Source organism: Paracoccus sp. NBH48 (assembly GCF_015390265.1).
Lineage (GTDB): Bacteria > Pseudomonadota > Alphaproteobacteria > Rhodobacterales > Rhodobacteraceae > Paracoccus > Paracoccus marcusii.
On record NZ_VUOJ01000001.1, the window covers coordinates 136,785 to 155,000 of the forward strand.

General features: G+C 67.4%; 15 protein-coding genes and 3 pseudogenes (1 of these 18 cut by a window edge). 14 read left to right on the top strand and 4 right to left on the bottom strand.

Translation table 11 applies throughout. The features are described 5' to 3' along the window. Positions 1-13: 13 nt before the first annotated feature. From F1642_RS00695 to F1642_RS00720, 7 genes and pseudogenes are all read left to right on the top strand, one after another. Positions 14-598: a TetR/AcrR family transcriptional regulator gene (locus F1642_RS00695; protein WP_194885203.1), complete on the top strand. Its 585-nt coding sequence runs from the start codon at positions 14-16 to the stop codon at positions 596-598. A gap of 42 nt (positions 599-640) precedes the next feature. Further along, complete coding sequence (gene dnaG, locus F1642_RS00700; protein WP_194885204.1) at positions 641-2,551, top strand: DNA primase; 1,911 nt, start codon at positions 641-643, stop codon at positions 2,549-2,551. Positions 2,552-2,788: 237 nt separating this feature from the next. Beyond that, positions 2,789-3,067: pseudogene (locus F1642_RS16150) on the top strand (RNA polymerase sigma factor region1.1 domain-containing protein); the annotation flags it as partial. Between the two features lie 73 nt (positions 3,068-3,140). Next, complete coding sequence (rpoD, locus tag F1642_RS00705) at positions 3,141-4,676, top strand: RNA polymerase sigma factor RpoD (RefSeq protein WP_370582729.1); 1,536 nt, start codon at positions 3,141-3,143, stop codon at positions 4,674-4,676. After that, positions 4,666-5,091 carry a BLUF domain-containing protein gene (locus F1642_RS00710; protein ID WP_052715208.1) on the top strand — a complete coding sequence of 142 codons (426 nt, stop codon included), beginning with the start codon at positions 4,666-4,668 and terminating at the stop codon, positions 5,089-5,091. The genes rpoD and F1642_RS00710 overlap by 11 nt, the downstream gene beginning before the upstream one ends. 63 nt (positions 5,092-5,154) lie before the next feature. Further along, positions 5,155-6,558 (top strand): DNA recombination protein RmuC, encoded by a 1,404-nt coding sequence (gene rmuC / locus F1642_RS00715; RefSeq protein ID WP_045982049.1) that lies wholly within the window; start codon positions 5,155-5,157, stop codon positions 6,556-6,558. After that, positions 6,555-6,981: pseudogene (locus tag F1642_RS00720) on the top strand (secondary thiamine-phosphate synthase enzyme YjbQ). The gene rmuC and the pseudogene F1642_RS00720 overlap by 4 nt, the downstream one beginning before the upstream one ends. Here F1642_RS00720 and F1642_RS00725 read toward each other — a convergent pair. After that, positions 6,972-7,644, bottom strand: a pseudogene (locus F1642_RS00725) (SDR family oxidoreductase). The pseudogenes F1642_RS00720 and F1642_RS00725 sit on opposite strands and share 10 nt — an antisense overlap. A gap of 163 nt (positions 7,645-7,807) precedes the next feature. Between F1642_RS00725 and nrdR the strand changes: the two are divergent. Further along, positions 7,808-8,272: a transcriptional regulator NrdR gene (gene nrdR, locus F1642_RS00730; RefSeq protein WP_045982052.1), complete on the top strand. Its 465-nt coding sequence runs from the start codon at positions 7,808-7,810 to the stop codon at positions 8,270-8,272. Then, complete coding sequence (ribD, locus tag F1642_RS00735; protein WP_255522022.1) at positions 8,269-9,279, top strand: bifunctional diaminohydroxyphosphoribosylaminopyrimidine deaminase/5-amino-6-(5-phosphoribosylamino)uracil reductase RibD; 1,011 nt, start codon at positions 8,269-8,271, stop codon at positions 9,277-9,279. The genes nrdR and ribD overlap by 4 nt, the downstream gene beginning before the upstream one ends. Here the strand turns inward: ribD and F1642_RS00740 are convergent, their stop codons facing one another. The 3 genes from F1642_RS00740 to F1642_RS00750 form a co-directional block, all read right to left on the bottom strand. Next, complete coding sequence (locus F1642_RS00740; protein ID WP_194885456.1) at positions 9,280-11,283, bottom strand: capsular polysaccharide biosynthesis protein; 2,004 nt, start codon at positions 11,281-11,283, stop codon at positions 9,280-9,282. 4 nt (positions 11,284-11,287) lie between these two features. Next, the gene (locus F1642_RS00745; RefSeq protein WP_370582760.1) at positions 11,288-12,376 is read right to left on the bottom strand and encodes a polysaccharide biosynthesis/export family protein; all 1,089 of its coding nucleotides are present in this window, start codon (positions 12,374-12,376) and stop codon (positions 11,288-11,290) included. Positions 12,377-12,533: 157 nt separating this feature from the next. Continuing rightward, positions 12,534-13,880 carry a capsule biosynthesis protein CapA gene (locus F1642_RS00750; RefSeq protein WP_194885206.1) on the bottom strand — a complete coding sequence of 449 codons (1,347 nt, stop codon included), beginning with the start codon at positions 13,878-13,880 and terminating at the stop codon, positions 12,534-12,536. A gap of 188 nt (positions 13,881-14,068) precedes the next feature. Between F1642_RS00750 and F1642_RS00755 the strand changes: the two genes are divergently transcribed. The 5 genes from F1642_RS00755 to F1642_RS00775 form a co-directional block, all read left to right on the top strand. Further along, on the top strand, positions 14,069-14,677 hold the full coding sequence (locus tag F1642_RS00755) for a riboflavin synthase (protein WP_127898071.1): 609 nt from the start codon (positions 14,069-14,071) through the stop codon (positions 14,675-14,677). A 22-nt stretch (positions 14,678-14,699) separates the two neighbouring features. Then, a complete protein-coding gene (ribB, locus tag F1642_RS00760; RefSeq protein ID WP_045982067.1) occupies positions 14,700-15,818 on the top strand; it encodes a 3,4-dihydroxy-2-butanone-4-phosphate synthase in 1,119 nt (372 codons plus the stop codon). 4 nt (positions 15,819-15,822) lie between these two features. Next, positions 15,823-16,365 (top strand): 6,7-dimethyl-8-ribityllumazine synthase, encoded by a 543-nt coding sequence (locus F1642_RS00765; protein WP_046000249.1) that lies wholly within the window; start codon positions 15,823-15,825, stop codon positions 16,363-16,365. Continuing rightward, positions 16,362-16,844, top strand: a complete 483-nt coding sequence (nusB, locus tag F1642_RS00770; protein WP_045982058.1) for a transcription antitermination factor NusB — start codon at positions 16,362-16,364, stop codon at positions 16,842-16,844. Before F1642_RS00765 ends, nusB begins: the two co-directional genes overlap by 4 nt. A 498-nt stretch (positions 16,845-17,342) precedes the next feature. After that, positions 17,343-18,216, top strand: the 5' portion of a protein-coding gene (locus tag F1642_RS00775) for a YdiY family protein (protein ID WP_046000250.1). Its footprint extends 65 nt past the window's final position; the window shows 874 of its 939 coding nt (coding positions 1-874); its start codon is at positions 17,343-17,345; the stop codon falls past the right edge of the window.

Here is an 18,216-nt window from a genome sequence, read left to right on the forward strand (position 1 = left end):
TAGACACGGGGCCATGGCCCGCACCACCGGTTCCCGCGCCGAAATCACCGGCCCCCTGATCCGCGACAAGGCCCGCCGCCTGTTCGCGCGGCAGGGCTATGCCGCCGTGTCGATGCGCCAGATCGCGGCTGCCGTGGGTGTGCAGGCCGGCGCGCTCTACGCCTATACGCCTGACAAGCAGGCGCTGCTGGCCGACCTGCTGGAAAGCCACATGCAGGAGCTGCTGGACGCCTGGTCGGACGATCCGGCGGCCGATCCGCTGGCGCGGTTGGAACGCTTCGTGCGGTTCCACATCGACTTCAGCCTGGATCACAGCGACGCGGTGTTCCTGTCCTATATGGAGCTGCGCAACCTGACGCCCGACAATTTCGCCCGCATCGCGGCGCTGCGCGGCCGGTACGAGGCCGCGTTGGAGCGGATTCTGCGGGACGGGGTCGCCTCCTGTTCCATGCGGATCGAGGATCCCAAGCTGACCACGCTGGCCCTGATCGCGATGCTGACCGGGGTGACGAACTGGTACCGCGAGGGCGGGCGCCTGGACAGGGGCCGCATCGCCCAGATCTATTGGGGGCTGGCCCGCGGCGCGGTGGGTGCCTGAAGGCGCTTGCTGCCCCCCGCGCCATGCCGGATAATCGCGCCCATGTCCCTGCCCCCCGGTTTCCTTGACGAGATTCGCAACCGCGTCCCGATCAGCCGGGTGATCGGCAAGAAGGTCACGTGGGATCTGCGCAAGTCGAACCAGGCCCGCGGCGACTGGTGGGCACCGTGCCCCTTCCACCAGGAAAAGTCCGCCAGCTTTCACTGCGACGACCAGAAGGGCTATTACTACTGCTTCGGCTGTCAGGCCAAGGGCGACGCCATCGGTTTCCTGCGCGACCATGACGGGATGGAGTTCATCGAGGCGGTCAAGCTTTTGGCCGCCGAGGCCGGGCTGACCATGCCCGAACCCGACCCCCGTGCCCGCGAAAAGACCGACAGGCGGACGCGGCTGCTGGAGGTGACCGAGGCCGCCTGCCGCTGGTTCCGCCTGCAGTTGCAGACCGGCGCCGCGGCGGATGCGCGCGATTACCTGGACCGCCGCGGCCTGGACGCGGCCGCACTGAACCGGTTCGAGATCGGCTTTGCCCCCGATCACCGCACCGCCCTGACCGCGGCCCTGCGCGACAAGGGCTTTGCCGAAGATCAGATCGTCGAGGCCGGCATGTCCGCCCGGCCCGAAGGCGGCGGCGCGGCCTATGATCGGTTCCGGGGGCGGATCATCTTTCCGATCCGCGACGGACAGGGCCGCTGCATCGGCTTCGGCGGCCGGGCGATGGACCCGAACGCGCGGGCGAAATACCTCAACAGCCCAGAAACGCCGCTTTTCGACAAGGGGCGCAACCTGTACAACCTTGGCCCTGCGCGCAGCGCGGTCGCCAAGGGTCAGCGGCTGGTCGTTGCCGAAGGCTACATGGACGTGATCGCCCTGGCCCGTGCGGGGTTCGAGGGGGCGGTGGCTCCTCTGGGCACCGCCATCACCGAGGAGCAGTTGCGCCTGATGTGGCGCGTCTCGCCCGAACCGGTGATCGCGCTGGACGGCGATGCGGCGGGCCAGCGCGCGGCGCAGCGGCTGATCGACCTGGCGCTGCCGCTGACCGGACCCGGACAGGCACTGCGCTTTGTCATTTTGCCCGCGGGGCAGGATCCCGACGATCTGATCAAGGCATCCGGCCCGGGCGCGATGGGGGCGCTGCTGGATCAGGCACGGCCCATGCTGGATCTGCTCTGGGCGCGCGAGACGCAGGGGCAGGTCTTCGACAGTCCGGAACGCAAGGCGGCCCTGGATCGCCGCCTGGCCGAGGCTGTCGCCCGCATCCCCGATGAACGCACCCGCGCGCTGTACTCCGAGGATATCCGGCGCAAGCAGTGGGAACTGTTCGGCGGTGGCGCCCGCAAGACCACCCCGCGGGGGGGTGCGGCCGGGCGTAACCCGGCCCGGCGCCAAGGGGCCTCGATGGCCCCGCGGGCGCCGTCCCTGCCGGTGGGGATCAACGTCCCGGAGCAGGGAGAGGGGACGCTGGAGGGCGCTGCCTTGCTGATCTGTGCGTTGCGCCCTTCGGTCGTGGCGCATGTCGAGGCGCGTCTTGAACGCGTGCTGCCGCGCGACCCGGACCGCGCGGCGCTGCTTCATGATCTGCTGACCCACACCGACAGCCCGGCCGGGCGGCGCGGCCTTGAAACCCTGCGCCGCGACGCCCATCTGGGCCTGACGCCCGCAATCATCGAACGGAAGGACGACGACGGCGCCGTGACGATGCTGCTGGATCTTCTGGACCGCATCGAGGTCGCGCGCGCCACGACGCACGAACTGCCCCGCGCCGAATCCGAGATCCAGGGAGAGGCCGATGAGGGGCTGACATGGCGCATCAGCCAGATCACCCGCGCCCGCCACCGGGCCGAGAACCCCGAGATGGAGACATCAGGCGACATGAACGAGGATCGCGACGCCATGTCGGCGCAATTGTCGGATTGGCTGTCGGGCCAGATCTGGCGCAAGCCGCCCCGGCGGTGACCGCGATTCGCAACCCCCGGGGGTTGCGAATCATCAGCGCGCCCGGCCTTTGATTCGGCCGGGAAGCACGTTAGAACCGAAGCAACTTTGCGACGATTCGCACGCACATGCGAATCACCCGCCCACGATCTCGCCGAGAAGGAGCCCTGGATGGCCGCCAAGGACGATGACCACGACAAGACCGACAAGGACGACAATGCCCATACGCTGGACATGAGCCAGGCGGCGGTCAAGAAAATGATCGCCGAGGCACGCGAGCGTGGCTACATCACCTACGACCAGCTGAACGCCGTCCTGCCGCCCGAGCAGGTCAGCAGCGAGCAGATCGAGGACGTCATGTCAATGCTGTCCGAAATGGGCATCAACGTCATCGAGGACGACGACGCCGCCGAGGAGTCGGAGGGCGGGGCCATCGTCACCACCGGGTCCGGGTCGCGCGAACTGGCCGTGTCGGCCAGCGAGACCGAAAAGCTGGACCGCACCGACGACCCTGTCCGCATGTACCTGCGCGAGATGGGATCGGTCGAGTTGCTCTCCCCGCGAGGGCGAGATCGCCATCGCCAAGCGGATCGAGGCGGGCCGCAACACCATGATCGCGGGCCTGTGCGAGAGCCCGCTGACGTTCAAGGCCATCACGCTGTGGCGCGAGGAGCTTCTGGACGAAGAGATCCTGCTGCGCGACGTCATCGACCTCGAGACCACCTTCGGCCAGTCCATGGACGACGAGGAGGCCGAGGAGGTCGAACTGACCGTCGAGGGCGAGGCCAGCCCCGCCGCGACCAAGCGCGAGGAGTTCGACGCCGACGGCAACCCGCTGCGCGTCGAGGATGACGAGGACGAGGACGAGGGCGCCAACCTGTCGCTGGCCGCGATGGAGGCAAGCCTCAAGCCCAAGGTCCTGGAGACGCTGGAAGCCATCGCCCATCACTACGAGGGGCTGGCCGACATGCAGGACCAGCGCATGTCCGCGACGCTGAACGAGGACAACAGCTTCTCGGCCAGTGCCGAGAGCGACTATCAGAACCTGCGGTCGGAAATCGTCGTCCTGGTGAACTCGCTGCACCTCAACAGCGGCCGGATCGAGGCGCTTGTCGATCAGCTTTACGGCATCAACCGCCGGATCGTCACCATCGACAGCGGCATGGTCAAGCTGGCCGACGCGGCCCGCATCAACCGCCGCGAGTTCATCGACGCCTATCGCGGGAGCGAGCTGGACCCGAACTGGGTGGACCGCATGTCTGCGCAGGCCGGGCGCGGCTGGCAGGCGCTGTTCGACCGGTCGCGCGACCAGGTCGAGCGTCTGCGCGGCGACATGGCCGAGGTCGGCCAGTATGTCGGCGTGGACATCGAGGAATTCCGCCGCATCGTGGCTCAGGTCCAGCGCGGCGAGAAGGAGGCCCGTCAGGCCAAGAAGGAGATGGTCGAGGCCAACCTGCGCCTGGTCATCTCGATCGCCAAGAAATACACGAACCGCGGCCTGCAGTTCCTGGACCTGATCCAAGAGGGCAACATCGGCCTGATGAAGGCCGTGGACAAGTTCGAATACCGCCGCGGCTACAAGTTCTCGACCTATGCGACCTGGTGGATCCGTCAGGCGATCACCCGGTCCATCGCGGATCAGGCGCGCACGATCCGCATCCCGGTCCACATGATCGAGACGATCAACAAGCTGGTCCGCACCGGCCGCCAGATGCTGCACGAGATCGGCCGCGAGCCCACGCCCGAGGAACTGGCCGAGAAGCTGCAGATGCCGCTGGAGAAGGTCCGCAAGGTGATGAAGATCGCCAAGGAACCGATCAGCCTCGAGACCCCGATCGGGGACGAGGAGGACAGCCAGCTTGGCGATTTCATCGAGGACAAGAACGCCGTCCTGCCGCTGGACAGCGCCATCCAGGAGAACCTCAAGGAGACCACGACCCGCGTCCTGGCAAGCCTGACGCCCCGCGAGGAACGGGTGCTGCGCATGCGCTTCGGCATCGGCATGAACACCGACCACACCCTGGAGGAGGTCGGCCAGCAGTTCAGCGTCACCCGCGAACGCATCCGCCAGATCGAGGCCAAGGCGCTGCGCAAGCTGAAGCATCCGTCGCGGAGCAGAAAGCTGCGGTCCTTCCTTGACCAGTGATCTGGACGACCTGCAGGGCCTGGGCTTTGTCCTATACCGCAGCACCGCGCGTGCCGGTCTGGACGGCTCGGCCATGCAGGACATCCTGCGCACCGCGCGCCATCGCAACCAGTCGCTTGGCCTGACCGGATGCCTGCACCACGAGGACGGCCTGTTCTTCCAGTGGCTGGAGGGACCGGCCGACGGCCTGCGGAAGGTGGTGGCGTCGCTGATGGACGACGACCGTCATTGCGATTTCGAGATTCTGGACCAGGGCGCTTTGGATCACCGGCGCTTTCAGGATTGGCGGATGCGGTTCTCGGACCGGGATAGGGCATCGCTGATGGACTGGTTCGCGCGGTCCGACAGTTCGACCGTGCATCGCGGGGATTATGCGGGCGGCGTGGTCGCCTTCATGATGGGCCTCGATCTCTGACAGCGCCTTGCGCTTGCGGCACAAACTGTGAACACTGCCCCGAAACGACGGGGTGATGACAGGATGCAGTTCGACGATGCCGGGGCGTGGCTTTCCGACATGACGGTGATCGGGCCGGCCTTGGCGGTCGTGCTGGCGCTGCTGCTGTGGTGGCGCGGGCAGGTGGCACTGTCGCGGATGCGTGTGCGCGCGACACTGGCCGAGGATCGACTGCACGAGGCGAACCTGGACCGCACCCGCGCGCAGACCCGGGCCGAGGCGCAGGATGCCCGCCTTGCCGATCTGACCGAGGAGCGGGACGGTCTGACCGACGCGCTGCATCACGCCCGCCGGCAGGCGGCGCAGTTGGAGACAAGTCTGGCCGAAACACGCCTGCGCGCCGAGAAAGACGCCGAGGCCAGCGCGCGCGAGGTCGCCACCCTGCGGGAACTGCGCGCCGAGATGACCCAGCAGTTCAAGCTGCTGTCGGCAGAGACGCTCCGCGCGCAGCAGGACGACCTGCAGCGGCTGCAGAACGACCAGCTGGCGGCCCTGCTGACCCCGTTCCGCGATCAGGTCGGCCGGTTCCAGACAGAGCTGCAGGCCCGCAACAAGGTGCTGGACGAGGAATCGGCCCGCCTGCGCGAACAAATCCTGTCCCTGCACAACCGCAGCGAACAGATCAGCCGTGAGGCCGTCAACCTGACCCGCGCCCTGAAGGGTGACAAGCAGCAGCAGGGTGCCTGGGGCGAGATGGTTCTGGAACGCATCCTGGAGGATTCGGGGCTGATGGCCGGGACGCATTACGACCTGCAGTCCAGCTGGCGCGACGACGACGGCAAGCTGTGGCGTCCCGACGTCGTGGTCAAGATGCCGCGCGGCAAGGTCATGGTCATCGACAGCAAGGTGTCGCTGAACGATTACGAGGCCTCGGTGACGCTTGACGATCCGGCGGCCTCTGCCGCGGCGCTGCGCCGCCATGTGGCCGCCATCCGCACGCACATCGCCACGCTGTCGGGCAAGGGCTATCAGCGGATGGACGACAACTCCGTCGATTACGTTCTGATGTTCATCCCGATCGAGGGGGCGTTCTCGGACGCGCTGCGGGCCGATCCGGCATTGGCGGCATTCGCGATGGAACGCCGCGTGGGGCTGACGACGCCCACGACGCTGATGCTGACGCTGCGCACGGTCGATCACATCTGGGCGGTCGAGCGACGCGAAAGCAACGCGCTGGAGATCGCGCGCCGGGCGGGGCAACTGTATGACAAGGTCGCGGGCTTCGTCGAGGCGATGGACGGCGTCGGCCGCGCGCTGGACCAAGCCAACCGTGCCCACGGTCAGGCGATGGACCGGCTGACGCGCGGGTCCGGCAATGTCATCCGTCAGGTCGAGATGCTGCGGTCCCTGGGCGCGCGCGCCAGCAAGCAGATCGACCTTGACCATGACCGCGACGATGCCCTGCTGGGCCCGGAGGCCGCTGAATGATGCATGTCCTGACCGTCGCCACGCAGGGGCCCGCCTGTCACGACATCACCGCGGACCTGGCCGATTGGCTGCGCTCCGGCGGCGCGGTCCGGGGGGTGCTGACCCTGATCGTGCAGCATACGTCCGCGTCTCTGTTGATCCAGGAGAATGCCGACCCCGAGGTGCAGGCTGACCTACTGGCATGGCTGGACCGTCTGGCCCCGCCCGCCGACGATCCGTCGATGGGCTGGATCACGCACCGCTATGAGGGGCCTGACGACATGCCCGCGCATCTGAAGGCGGCCGTTTTGCCAACGACCCTGCAGATCCCGGTCGACCGGGGTCGGATGATGCTGGGCCGCTGGCAGGGCATCTATCTGGTGGAACACCGCCCGCGCCCCGCATCGGCGTCAGGTCGTGGCGATGTTCGCGCCTCAGGCCTGAGGCATCAGATACACTTCGCGGATCGCGGCGCGGTCCGGGGCGGTGATCATCTGCATGACGGCGGCGGCAACATCGTCCGGCTGCAGCTTGTCCGGGGCGCCCGTCGTCGAAGAACGCGGTGTCGACCATCCCCGGTGCCACGACGCAGCAGCGCCCGCCCCATTCGCGCATCTCTTCGGCAAGGTTGCCGGCATAGCCGTGTACGAACCACTTGGTCGCGCCATAGATCGAGCCCTTGATGTGCTGGCGTCCCGCCGCGGACCCGGTCAGCACCAGCGTTCCGCGCGTCTTGCGCAGATGCGGCAGCAGGGCGCGCGCCGTCAGGACAACGCCCATGACGTTCAGGTCGATCATCCCGCGAATGTCGTCCAGATCGCCCGCCTCGGTCCCCGGCTTGGAAAGGCCGCGCCCTGCATTGGCATAGGCCGCGTCGATGCCGCCGAAATGGTCGGCGACCTGGGCCGCGGCGGCGGTCAGCGCGTCGATGTCGGTGGCATCGCCGCTGACGACCATCGCCCGGTCGCCCAGTTCCTTCGCCAGGGCGGACAGCTTGTCCGCCGACCGGGCGAACAGCGCGACGTTCCAGCCGGCGGCAACGGCGGCGCGCGCAGTCGCCGCACCGATGCCCGAGGAGGCGCCGGTGATGAACAGGGTCTGGGTCATGGATGCCTCAATCGGTTGAATCCCGCAGGAAATTACGGGCGGCAACGCGGCATTCGGGCCACAGGTTCCAGGGGGCCTATCTTGTGGGCTGTGGATAAAGCTACCCAATCCCTGCCAAGGTGCCTATAGTGACGGTGGATCGCCTTGGCACAGGGACAACGGAATGCGCTGCCCGTTTTGCGGAAATGTCGATACCCAGGTCAAGGACTCGCGCCCGGCCGAGGATAACGTGGCGATCCGCCGCCGTCGCTTCTGCCCGTCCTGCAGCGGGCGTTTCACGACCTATGAACGCGTTCAGCTGCGCGATCTTGTCGTGGTCAAGACGAATGGCCGCCGCGAGGATTTCGACCGCGACAAGATGGCCCGGTCGATCCGCATCGCCATGCAGAAGCGACCGGTCGAGCCGGAGCGCATCGAACAGATGATCAGCGGCATCGTCCGCAGGCTTGAAAGCACCGGAGAGACCGACATCCCGTCCAAGACCATCGGCGAGATCGTGATGGAGGCTTTGTCGCGCATCGACAATGTCGGCTATGTCCGGTTCGCCAGCGTCTACAAGAACTTTCAGGACGCGGACGACTTCGACAAGTTCGTGTCCGAGCTGCGCCCCGGCGCCGCCAACGATTGACCCCCGATCCGACAGAAGACGCCCGGCACATGGCCCATGCCCTGCGCCTGGCGCGGCGCGGCCTGGGCAATGTCTGGCCGAACCCCGCGGTGGGCTGCGTGCTGTTGCGCGACGGTCGCGTCGTCGGACGCGGCTGGACCCAGCCCGGCGGCAGGCCGCATGCCGAACGCATGGCGCTGGACCAGGCGGGACCGCTGGCGGCGGGGGCGACCGCCTATGTCACGCTGGAGCCCTGCGCCCATCACGGCCGCACGCCGCCTTGCGCGGCGGGGCTCGTCGGTGCGGGCGTTGCGCGGGTGGTGACGGCGCTGACCGACCCGGACCCGCGCGTGGCCGGGCGGGGTCACCAGATGCTGCGCGATGCCGGCATTCCGCTGACCGAAGGCGTGCTGGCGGACCAGGCCGCGGACCTGCAGGCGGGGTTCCTGCTGCGCATCACCGCGGGCCGCCCCTTCGTGACGCTGAAGCTGGCCAGCAGCCTGGACGGGCGCATCGCCATGGCCAGCGGGGAAAGCCGGTGGATCACCGGGCCCGCTGCCCGTGCACATGTCCATGCCCTGCGGGCGCAGCATGATGCGATCATGGTCGGCGGAGCGACGGCACGCACCGACCTGCCGCATCTGAACGTGCGCGGCATCCGCACGCCACAGCAGCCGGTCCGCATTGTCGTATCGGCACAGGCCTTGCCACCATTGCCGCCGCAGGACGCCGATCACGGGCCGCTGTGGCGGGTCGACGGGCCCCCGGCACAGATCCTGGCCGATCTCGGGGCACGCGGCATCACGCGGGTCTTTTGCGAAGGGGGCGGGCGGCTGGCTGCCAGCCTGCTGGCCGCGGGGCTGGTCGATCAACTGGTCGGCTATACTGCCGGCTTGGCGCTTGGGGCCGAGGCGCGGCCGTTCTTGGGTCCGACCGGCTGGACGCATCTGATCCAGGCACCGCGGTTTCGCCTGGCCGAGACTCGCGCCATTGGCGGCGATCTGTTCCATCGCTGGACCCGCGCCTGACTAGCGGCGCCAGATCCAGGCATGTCCGGCCAGCGCGCCCTGCGCCTTGGCCAGCAGCCGCAGGGCCGGTGGCGGATGCGCCTGTCCCGCCGCCAGCCTTTCCAGTGCCAGTTCGACCGGGCAGGGCAGGCCCGTCACCGGATCGCGATAGCGGGGATAGGCGATCAGGCACGCATGGACCAGCGCCGCCAGATCGGGTCGTGCCTGACGCCGGGCGGGCAGGGGGCCCAGATCGCGGGTCAGCCCCCAGCCCGCATAGAAGGGCGCACCCAGCACCGTCACGGGCTTGCCTCGCAGCAGCGCCTCGAACCCTAGTGTCGAGGTGATTGTCCAAACCTCGTCCACGGCCTCGATCAGCGCGACTGGGTCGGCATCGGTGGCGACATGATCGGCCAAGGCCGCCAGCGATGCGGCATCGATCGCGCCGGGGCGTAACCCCGCCTCGACATCGGGATGCGGCTTGTAGATCAGGCAGGCATCCGGATTGTCCGCCCGCACCCGCGCCAGCAGCGTCAGGTTGGTCCGTTCGGCGCCTGCCCCCTTCAGGATCGAGGCGTCATCCTCGACCTGTCCGGGCACCAAGATGCGGCGGCGCCCGTCGCGCGGGGGCAGGTCAATAGTCCCGCCCAGATTATACTTGGTCAGCCGCGCGGAGATCAGCGCGGCGATCAGCCGTTCCGCCCTGTCGCGTCCGCAGGGCGGCGGGCCGCGAGAGATCAGCGCCTCCAGCCGCGAGGGCGCGGTCGGGTCGAAATAGATCCCCAGATCGTCGGCAACTACCGACAGGGGCGGGGTCAGCGCGGCACCAAGGCCGTTCGATCGCAGAAAGCCGTCCTCGATCCGGATCGCCTGCGGCACCTGAGGCGCAGCTCCAGCCCAAGCCAAGGTCACCTGCGGGCCGGGTTCAGCCGCAAAACGCAGCGGGTGGGCATCGCCGAATTCACGGGCCAGGAAACGGCGCTTCCACAGACGCATGCCATAGGCCGTGTGGCCGTGCCTGTCCTGGCGAAAGGCGCGGGTCTCGGCCTCGATCTGATCCACCGCGCCTTCAAAATCGGTCAGCCGGTCGCGGCAGGGGTCGTACCATGTGGGCCCGGTCAGGTGACTGGCGGCGAACAATGCCTCGCGCGTGGCGCGGCCGCGCCGGGCGGGCGGGGTTTCGTCATTGCTGAGGCCCCAGCCTGCATAGAACGGCTGACCGAACAGGCGCGGTCGGTGCCCGGCCAGCAAGGCCTCGTATCCCAGTTGAGAGCTGACGGCATAGACCGCATCGGCCCCCTCGACCAGTCGCCACGGGGATACCGGTGCGTCGCACAGCGTGTCGCCGGGACGCAGGTCCTCGGCTGTCAGATGGCCGGGTCGCAGCCCCGCCGCGGTTTCGGGATGAGTGCGGATCACGATGCGGCAGCCGGGATGTTCGTCACGCGCGGCCTGCAGCATCGTCAGGAACAATGCGCGGTCCGCGCCGCGCAAGGATGCGTCGCCCCGCGTCTGATCTATGACCAAGACATAGCCGGGCGGCGGCAGCGGCGCGTCGGGATGATGAAGATTGTATTTCGACAGATCCGCCGCGCGCAGCCGGGCCAGCAGGCGAACCGCGCGGTCGCGCGTGGCGGGTGCCAGCGGTTGTCCGATCAGGTGTTCCAGGCGGGAGGGCCGGTCAGGATCGAAATGCAGCCCCTGGGGGTCGATGATCAGTCCGACCGGACCGCGAGCCGCCAGTGTCCCCCGCGCCCGGCCGGGCAGAACCGATCGCAGCAAGGCGTCCTCGACCGTGATCAGCGGGCAGCCGTGGCGTCGCGCAATGGCCCGACCGCGCCATGCCGTCGGGCTGTCGCCCCAGATGCCCACCGCATCGCCAGGCCGGGGCAGGGCCAGGACCGGACGGTGGCCGGCCAGCGTCAGGATGCGTGCGATCCGGGGGCGAGTCAGGAAACCAATGTTGAAAATGCAAAGCCGCCGGGTTTCCCCGGCGGCTGAGCGATCGTCTTGCGGCGTCGGCAGCAGATCAGTTGCCGATGCTGGACAGGCTGTCTGCGGTGGCGGCGCTGCCGGTGACGGCGGACAGGGTCTTCTGCCACTGGACGTAGGGCGCCTCGGTCACATAGACGGTGTCGCCGTCGCGGATGACGAAGTCGCGGGCCAGGAACAGGCCGTTGGGGCGCGTCAGGTCCAGGACATAGGCGAAGCGCTGCGTGCCGACGACCGGCTTGCCCAGAACGCGCGAGGCGACCGATTCCGGCTCGTCGCGCAGGACGAAGACGCCGGTGGGGTCGGCGAGGGCGCTGGTCAGACCGCCGACCATGGCGATGGCCTCGGCCGCGTTGATCACCTCGTTGCCCAGGGGCACGCGGGTCTGGCCGCCTAGGGCGCCGAGGGCGGTGAAGGTCCGCTGGTCTTCCTCGACCACGATCAGGTCGCCAGGACGCAGGGCGATGTCGTTGGTGGGGCTGCTGTAGAGGTCCGTCAGCCAGACGCGGCCGCTGTCGTTGCCGCGCTTGACGGTCACGACGGCGACCTCGGGCTCGATGGCGACGCCGCCGGCACGGGCCAGCATGGCCGACAGCGACCGGGTCGGACGCTCGATCGGATAGACGCCCTGAGCGCCGACGCGGCCCACCACGGACACGGTCGCACCGTTGCCTGCGACGCGCTGGACGGTCACCTGCGGGTCGGGGGTCTGCGCGCTGAGCGCGTCGGTGATGACCTCGCGCAGCTGGTCGGGCGTGTTGCCCGCGGCGCGGACCCGGCCGGCATAGGGCACGAAGATGAAGCCGTCGCTGTCCACCTGGATTTCGGTCAGGGTGGTCGAGCTGGCGCCGAGCGAGGTCAGCAGACCGTCATCGACGTTCTCCCAGATCGACAGGCCAAGCGTGTCGCCGGCCCGGATCTCGTCCGCGCCGACCTGTCCGGCATTGCGGAAGCTGTTCGAGAACCCGTAGGCGGGTGCGAAGGCGGAGGCACGGGTGACGTGGTCGTTGACGTAGATCACCTGCGTGTTGCCGCCGCGTTCGACCGCGCCGTTGAAGATCTCGTTCTTGTTGGGGCCGGAACGGGGCAGCGCGCAAGCGGCCAAAAGGCTCATTGACGCGATCATCAGCATCCGCAGGGTGGTCGACGACCGGGATAAAACTGTCACCTCTGATACTCCATGTTGTCTGGTTCCGGCCTTGTATGCCGGTTTGCATCCACTGTAACCCTGTCCGCAAAGACAGGCTATATCATCTTGAGCAATGTCGGCGGGGCGTTGCCTTTCAGCCATGGCGGTCCGCCAGTTGCTGCCGCGGCAGGATTCGGCCGGTCGCCAGCGCCTGGTACGGGTCGTCCGGCGACAGGAGCATGTCGGCCACCAGGCGCAGCGCATGGGCGCGCGACCGGCTGGCATAGAAGCCGCCGGGGATCTGGCTGGTCTGCAGCAGATAGTCGCGAAAGACGCGGTAGGCCTGCGGATCCGGGGCGTCAGGATCGGCCAGGAACTTCTCCAGCGTCTGCTCGGACACCAGCCCCGGCTTGTCATAGACGGCGCGTCCCAGGGTCTTGACCGGAATCCCGCGCCACAGGGCCTGCTGGCCAGCAGTGGAATTGACGGTGACCACGGCGCGGGCATGGGACAGGATCTCGGCCAGCTTGCCGCCGCGGACGTAATGCACGCGGTCCGACACCCCATGTTCGGCAGCCGCCGCGTGGATGGCGGCGCGGTTCCCCGCGCGACCGTCCTCCAGCGGGTGGGCCTTGAAGATCAGGTGGTGGTGTCGGGGGGCGGCGCGGGCGAACCCCTCGATCACGGTGCGGACGAACTGGGCGTTGCGGGTGAAGGGCGAATGTCCCAGGAAGTTGGAATCGTGTTCCAGCTGCATCAGGACCAGGTTGTAGGGCCAGCCCGACAGGCGCAGGCGCCGCCATTGCAGCGCGCGGCCCAGGTTGTAGGCCGGGGCCAGCACCAGCCGCCGCAGGTTGAGGCGGAATTCCTGCACGACGCCGATCGCACGATGCCCCGAATAGGCGCGGTACCGGCCATTCGCGACCAGGATCAGGAAATGATAGAAGGCGCCGTAGAACTTGTGGTGGCGCATATCGCCCCAATGGGCGGGTGGGCGGCGCACCTCGTTGATCTGCTCGCGCAGGGCGGCACGCATCTGGGCCAGCGGAATGCGCATCAGAACCGAGTTTCCGTTCGATCCCTGACGTTCATAACTGACCCAGTAGGGACGCAGGTAGCCTTCCTCGAACACGTGGACGCGCAGGCCGCGGGCTGCGGCCAGGCGGCGGGCGATGGCGTGGATCGGGCGGACATCGCCGTAGAGGACGATGTCGGTCACGCCCTTGTCGTCCAGGATCGCCGCCAGATGGTCGGGCCAGTCGTCGACGCTGCCCTGATGGCGGATGAAGCTTTTCGGGTCGGACCAGAAGAACTCGTCCCCCGCGTTGAAGCCGCAGCGCCAGACCACCGCCCCCGCCGCGCGCAGCAGCCGTCCAAGGCGGTCGAAGAACGGGCCGTGGGGCCCCTGCAGCATCAGGAAGACCGGATCACCCTGCGCGGACACGCGGCCCGTCGGCGCGTGCAAGGTCTGGGGCAGGGGGGTGACGCCGGTCTGAATCATGGTCGACTTGAAAAGGAGGGGCGGCCGCAATGCCTGGGGCCATGCGTCAGACATGCCATGTCATGCCCCACCGATCCATCATTTTGTGCATCAAGCTTTAGCGGCCCGGCGCGGAGGCGGGGGCTTGGTGCTTGAACGGACAGGGCCGATGGCCTAGTTCGAACCAGGATCATCAGGGAAGGGCTGCGATGTTCACGGGGATCATCACGGATATCGGCATCGTCCGCGCGGTCGAGATGCGCGGCGACATGCGCGCGCGCATCGGCTGTGCCTATGACATGGCGGGCGTGGATCTGGGCGCCTCGATCGCCTGCGACGGGGTCTGCCTGACGGTCGTGGCCAAGGGCCCGGACTGGTTCGACGTCGACATCTCGGCCGAGACGCTGTCCAAGACCAGCATCGGCGCCGAGGGTTGGTCCGTGGGTCAGCGCCTGAACCTGGAACGCGCGCTGCGCGTCGGCGACGAGCTGGGCGGCCATATCGTCAGCGGCCATGTCGACGGCGTGGCCCAGATCACCGCCGCCGCGAAGGACGGCGACAGCCTGCGCCTGACCTTCGAGGCGCCCGCGGACCTGGCACGCTTCATCGCGCAGAAGGGGTCGGTCACGCTGAACGGCACCTCGCTGACCGTGAACGAGGTCTTTGGCAACAGCTTCGGCATCAACCTGATCCCGCATACCCAGCAGGTGACCACCTGGGGCGATGCGGCGGTGGGCGATGTCGTAAACCTGGAAATCGACACGCTGGCCCGCTATGTCGCGCGGCTGGCCGAAGCCGGACAACCGATCGGCGCGTGACGCCTGCGTGAAGGACGAACAGATGCAATTCGAAGAACCCGGACCCGTCGAACGCGACCTGTCGGCCGCCATCTCTCCGATCGAGGACATCATCAACGAAGCCCGCAACGGCCGGATGTTCATCTTGGTCGACCACGAGGACCGCGAGAACGAGGGCGATCTGTGCATTCCCGCCCAGATGGCCACGCCGGATGCCATCAACTTCATGGCGACGCATGGGCGCGGGCTGATCTGCCTGACGCTGACCGCCGACCGGATCGAGACCCTGGGCCTGACGCTGATGAGCCCTAAGAACTCCAGCCGGCACGAGACCGCCTTCACCATGTCCATCGAGGCGCGCGAAGGCGTCACCACCGGCATCAGCGCCGCCGACCGCGCACGCACGATCAGCGTGGCGATCGACCCGACCAAGGGCGCGCCTGATATCGCTACGCCGGGCCACATCTTTCCGCTGCGCGCCCGCGACGGGGGCGTGCTGGTCCGCGCGGGCCACACCGAGGCCGCGGTCGACATTTCCCGCTTGGCCGGGCTGAACGCGTCGGGCGTGATCTGCGAGATCATGAATGACGACGGCAGCATGGCACGCCTGCCCGATCTGGTGGATTTCGCGCAGCGCCACGGGCTGAAGATCGGCACGATCAGCGACCTGATCCGCTATCGCCGCCGCCACGACAACCTGATCGCCGAGCGGTCGCAGAAGGCGGTTCATTCCGCCCATGGCGGCGACTGGATGATGCGGGTCTTTGCGGACGAGACGCAGGGAAGCGAGCATATCGTCCTGACCAAGGGCGATCTGACGACCCCCGAGCCGGTGCTGGTGCGGATGCACGCGCTGGACCCGCTGCACGACGTGCTGGGCGTCGGGCGCGAAAGCGCGGGCAGCCTGCCCGCGGCGATGCAGGCCATCGCCGACGAGGGGCGGGGCGTCGTCGTGCTGATCCGCGACCTGTCCCATGCGATCGCCGATCCGGGCGATGTCGGGCCGCATACCTTGCGTCAATACGGCCTGGGCGCGCAGATCCTGTCGGCCCTTGGCCTGTCGGACCTGATCCTGCTGACCAATTCGGCGCCGGTGAAGGTGGTTGGGCTTGACGCCTACGGCCTTTCCATCCATTCCACCCGGCCTATCCCCAAGGACTAGGTACATGGCCTCGAACACGCAACATCACGAACTGGCGCTGCCGCGTCTGGATGCTCCGGTGCGCCTGCTGGCGGTCGTGGCACCCTATTACAAGGACATCACCGACGGCCTGCTGTCGGGGGTCCGCGCCACGGCGGATGCCGCGGGCGCCAGCCTTGACGTGATCGAGGTGCCCGGCGCGCTGGAGATCCCCACCGCCGTGGGCCTTGCCGCCCGCAGCGGTCAGTATGACGGCTTCGTGGCCCTGGGCTGCGTCATCCGCGGAGAGACCACGCATTACGACACCGTCTGCAACGACAGCTCCCGCGCGCTGACGCTGCTGGGGCTGCAGGGCGTCTGCCTTGGCAACGGCATCCTGACGGTCGAGACGATGGCCCAGGCCCAGGTCCGCGCGGACCCGGCGGGTCAGAACAAGGGCGGGGGCGCCGCGGCGGCCGCGCTGCATCTGGTGGCACTTGCGCGCCGTTGGGCGGCGACACCGCAAAAGGCTGCGGCCCATGACGTGATCCGCTTGGCGGGCGAACTTGAAGGGCAGGGCAAGGCATGACCGACCACGACCAGGACAAGCGGCCCGACCGGCGCGCCCTCAGCAGCGCGGCGCGGATGTATGCCGTGCAGGCGCTGTTCCAGATGGAGGCCGCGGGTCAGTCCGCAGACCGTGTCACGCGCGAATTCCAGAACTTCCGCATCGATTTCGACGACCGCGACGGCCCGACCGATCAGGCCGACGAGGCGCTGTTCACCCGCATCGTCGACGACGTGGTCATGTGGCAGTCCAAGATCGACCAGGCCACCGACCGCGGGTTGGTGGCGAAATGGCCCATCGACCGGATCGATCCGGTGTTGCGCGCCGTGTTCCGCGCCGCTGGCGCCGAACTGGTGGCCGAACGTGCACCTGCCAAGGTGGTCATCACCGAATACGTCCGGCTGACGCAGGCCTTCTTTCCGGACGGCCGCGAGGCGCGCTTCGTGAATGCCGTGCTGGACCACATGGCGCGCGACTTCAAACCTGATTCCCTTGGCTGACGGATCGTCCCGTCATGACGATGCGGCCCGGATCCCTGATCCGGGCCGTTTTCATTGGACGGACGGGTTCATTTGCTTGACAGACGCCTTGCACGTCGTGTCATTCTGACAGCGGGATCGTGGCATCTGTGCAACATTTATGATGCCTGAACGCCGTCAATATCTTGCCTAATATTAAGGCATTCACGCTGATGTTTCAGTCGGTCGTTTTTGCGGGCTTGAGCGACAGCATGGAGCGAAACCCATAAAAACGTCGCGTTCCAAGTACGTTCGTCAAGTCGCGAAAAAGTTGCATCACCAAACATTACACGTTGTTTTCGGCAAGGTTTCGCCAGTTTCTGTCAAGACCCAAGCACGCTCACGATTGCGCGACTTGCAGAAGAAATGCGGTGGGCTTTGAACCGAAAGGGGGGGGCGCTAATTGATGTCCCAGCAGAGATGCTCTGGTGCCCGGAACGGGGCCGGGACAATCCTACTCAGCTCGTGAGGACGACGAAAATGAAAAAAGTTACGCTGCTGACCAGCACCGCCGCAATCCTGGCCGCCCTGTCGGTTCCGGCATTCGCGCAATCCGAGATCTCGACCGGCGCCGACGCTGCCGGCGTGTCGGCCATCAACGACCGCATCACCGACATCGAAGAAGATGTGACCGACGCGTTCGACCGTGACAACGACGCTGACCGCTTCGGCCCCGCCGACCGTCGCCAGGGCCTGTTCGGCAACATGTCGCTGAGCTACACCGGCCGCACCGGCAACACCGACAACCAGGATCTGGCGATTGGTGGTCGTGTGAACTACAATCAGGGCGTGTTCGCGCAGAGCGTGGGCCTGTCGCTGGAATTCGGTGAGGACGATTTCGGCAACAAGGACCAGGAAGACGTCGCCGCGATCTATGACGCGCAGTACTACTTCAACGACCAGCTGTACGCCTTCGCTCTGGGCCGCATCAACCAGAACGGTCTGGTCGACGGCGTCCGCAACAGCCCGTCGCAGACCGATGAAGATTTCGCCGCTGAATTCGACGATTTCCGCACGGACGCGTTCCTGGGCTTCGGTCCCGGCTACCGCATCCTGAACTCCGAACAGACCACTTGGCGAGTTCAGGCTGGCGTTGGTGTGCGCTACACCAAGACGGGTGCGCAGGAACTGGGCGCGACCTTTGATGGCACCCCGGTCGCAGATTCTTCGGACACTTCGGTCGGCTACATTGCGTCGTCGCGTCTGTACCATCGCTTCAACGACAATATCTTCATCACGAACGATACCGACTACCTGGGTTCCGAAGACTCCTCGGACGTGATCACCAACGAGTTCGGCGTGAACTTCCGCGTCTCCGAGCAGCTGGCGACCCGTGTGAGCTACACCAGCGAAT

Bases quoted from the DNA above. Each gene is read 5' to 3' on its own strand.
- F1642_RS00755 (WP_127898071.1), top strand. From the start codon at position 14,069: ATGTTCACGGGGATCATCACGGATATCGGCATCGTCCGCGCGGTCGAG.
- ribB (WP_045982067.1), top strand. From the start codon at position 14,700: ATGCAATTCGAAGAACCCGGACCCGTCGAACGCGACCTGTCGGCCGCC.
- nusB (WP_045982058.1), top strand. From the start codon at position 16,362: ATGACCGACCACGACCAGGACAAGCGGCCCGACCGGCGCGCCCTCAGC.
- nrdR (WP_045982052.1), top strand. From the start codon at position 7,808: ATGCGCTGCCCGTTTTGCGGAAATGTCGATACCCAGGTCAAGGACTCG.
- F1642_RS00750 (WP_194885206.1), bottom strand. From the start codon at position 13,880: ATGATTCAGACCGGCGTCACCCCCCTGCCCCAGACCTTGCACGCGCCG.
- F1642_RS00695 (WP_194885203.1), top strand. From the start codon at position 14: ATGGCCCGCACCACCGGTTCCCGCGCCGAAATCACCGGCCCCCTGATC.
- rmuC (WP_045982049.1), top strand. From the start codon at position 5,155: ATGCAGTTCGACGATGCCGGGGCGTGGCTTTCCGACATGACGGTGATC.
- dnaG (WP_194885204.1), top strand. From the start codon at position 641: ATGTCCCTGCCCCCCGGTTTCCTTGACGAGATTCGCAACCGCGTCCCG.
- rpoD (WP_370582729.1), top strand. From the start codon at position 3,141: ATGATCGCGGGCCTGTGCGAGAGCCCGCTGACGTTCAAGGCCATCACG.
- F1642_RS00745 (WP_370582760.1), bottom strand. From the start codon at position 12,376: ATGATCGCGTCAATGAGCCTTTTGGCCGCTTGCGCGCTGCCCCGTTCC.
- F1642_RS00765 (WP_046000249.1), top strand. From the start codon at position 15,823: ATGGCCTCGAACACGCAACATCACGAACTGGCGCTGCCGCGTCTGGAT.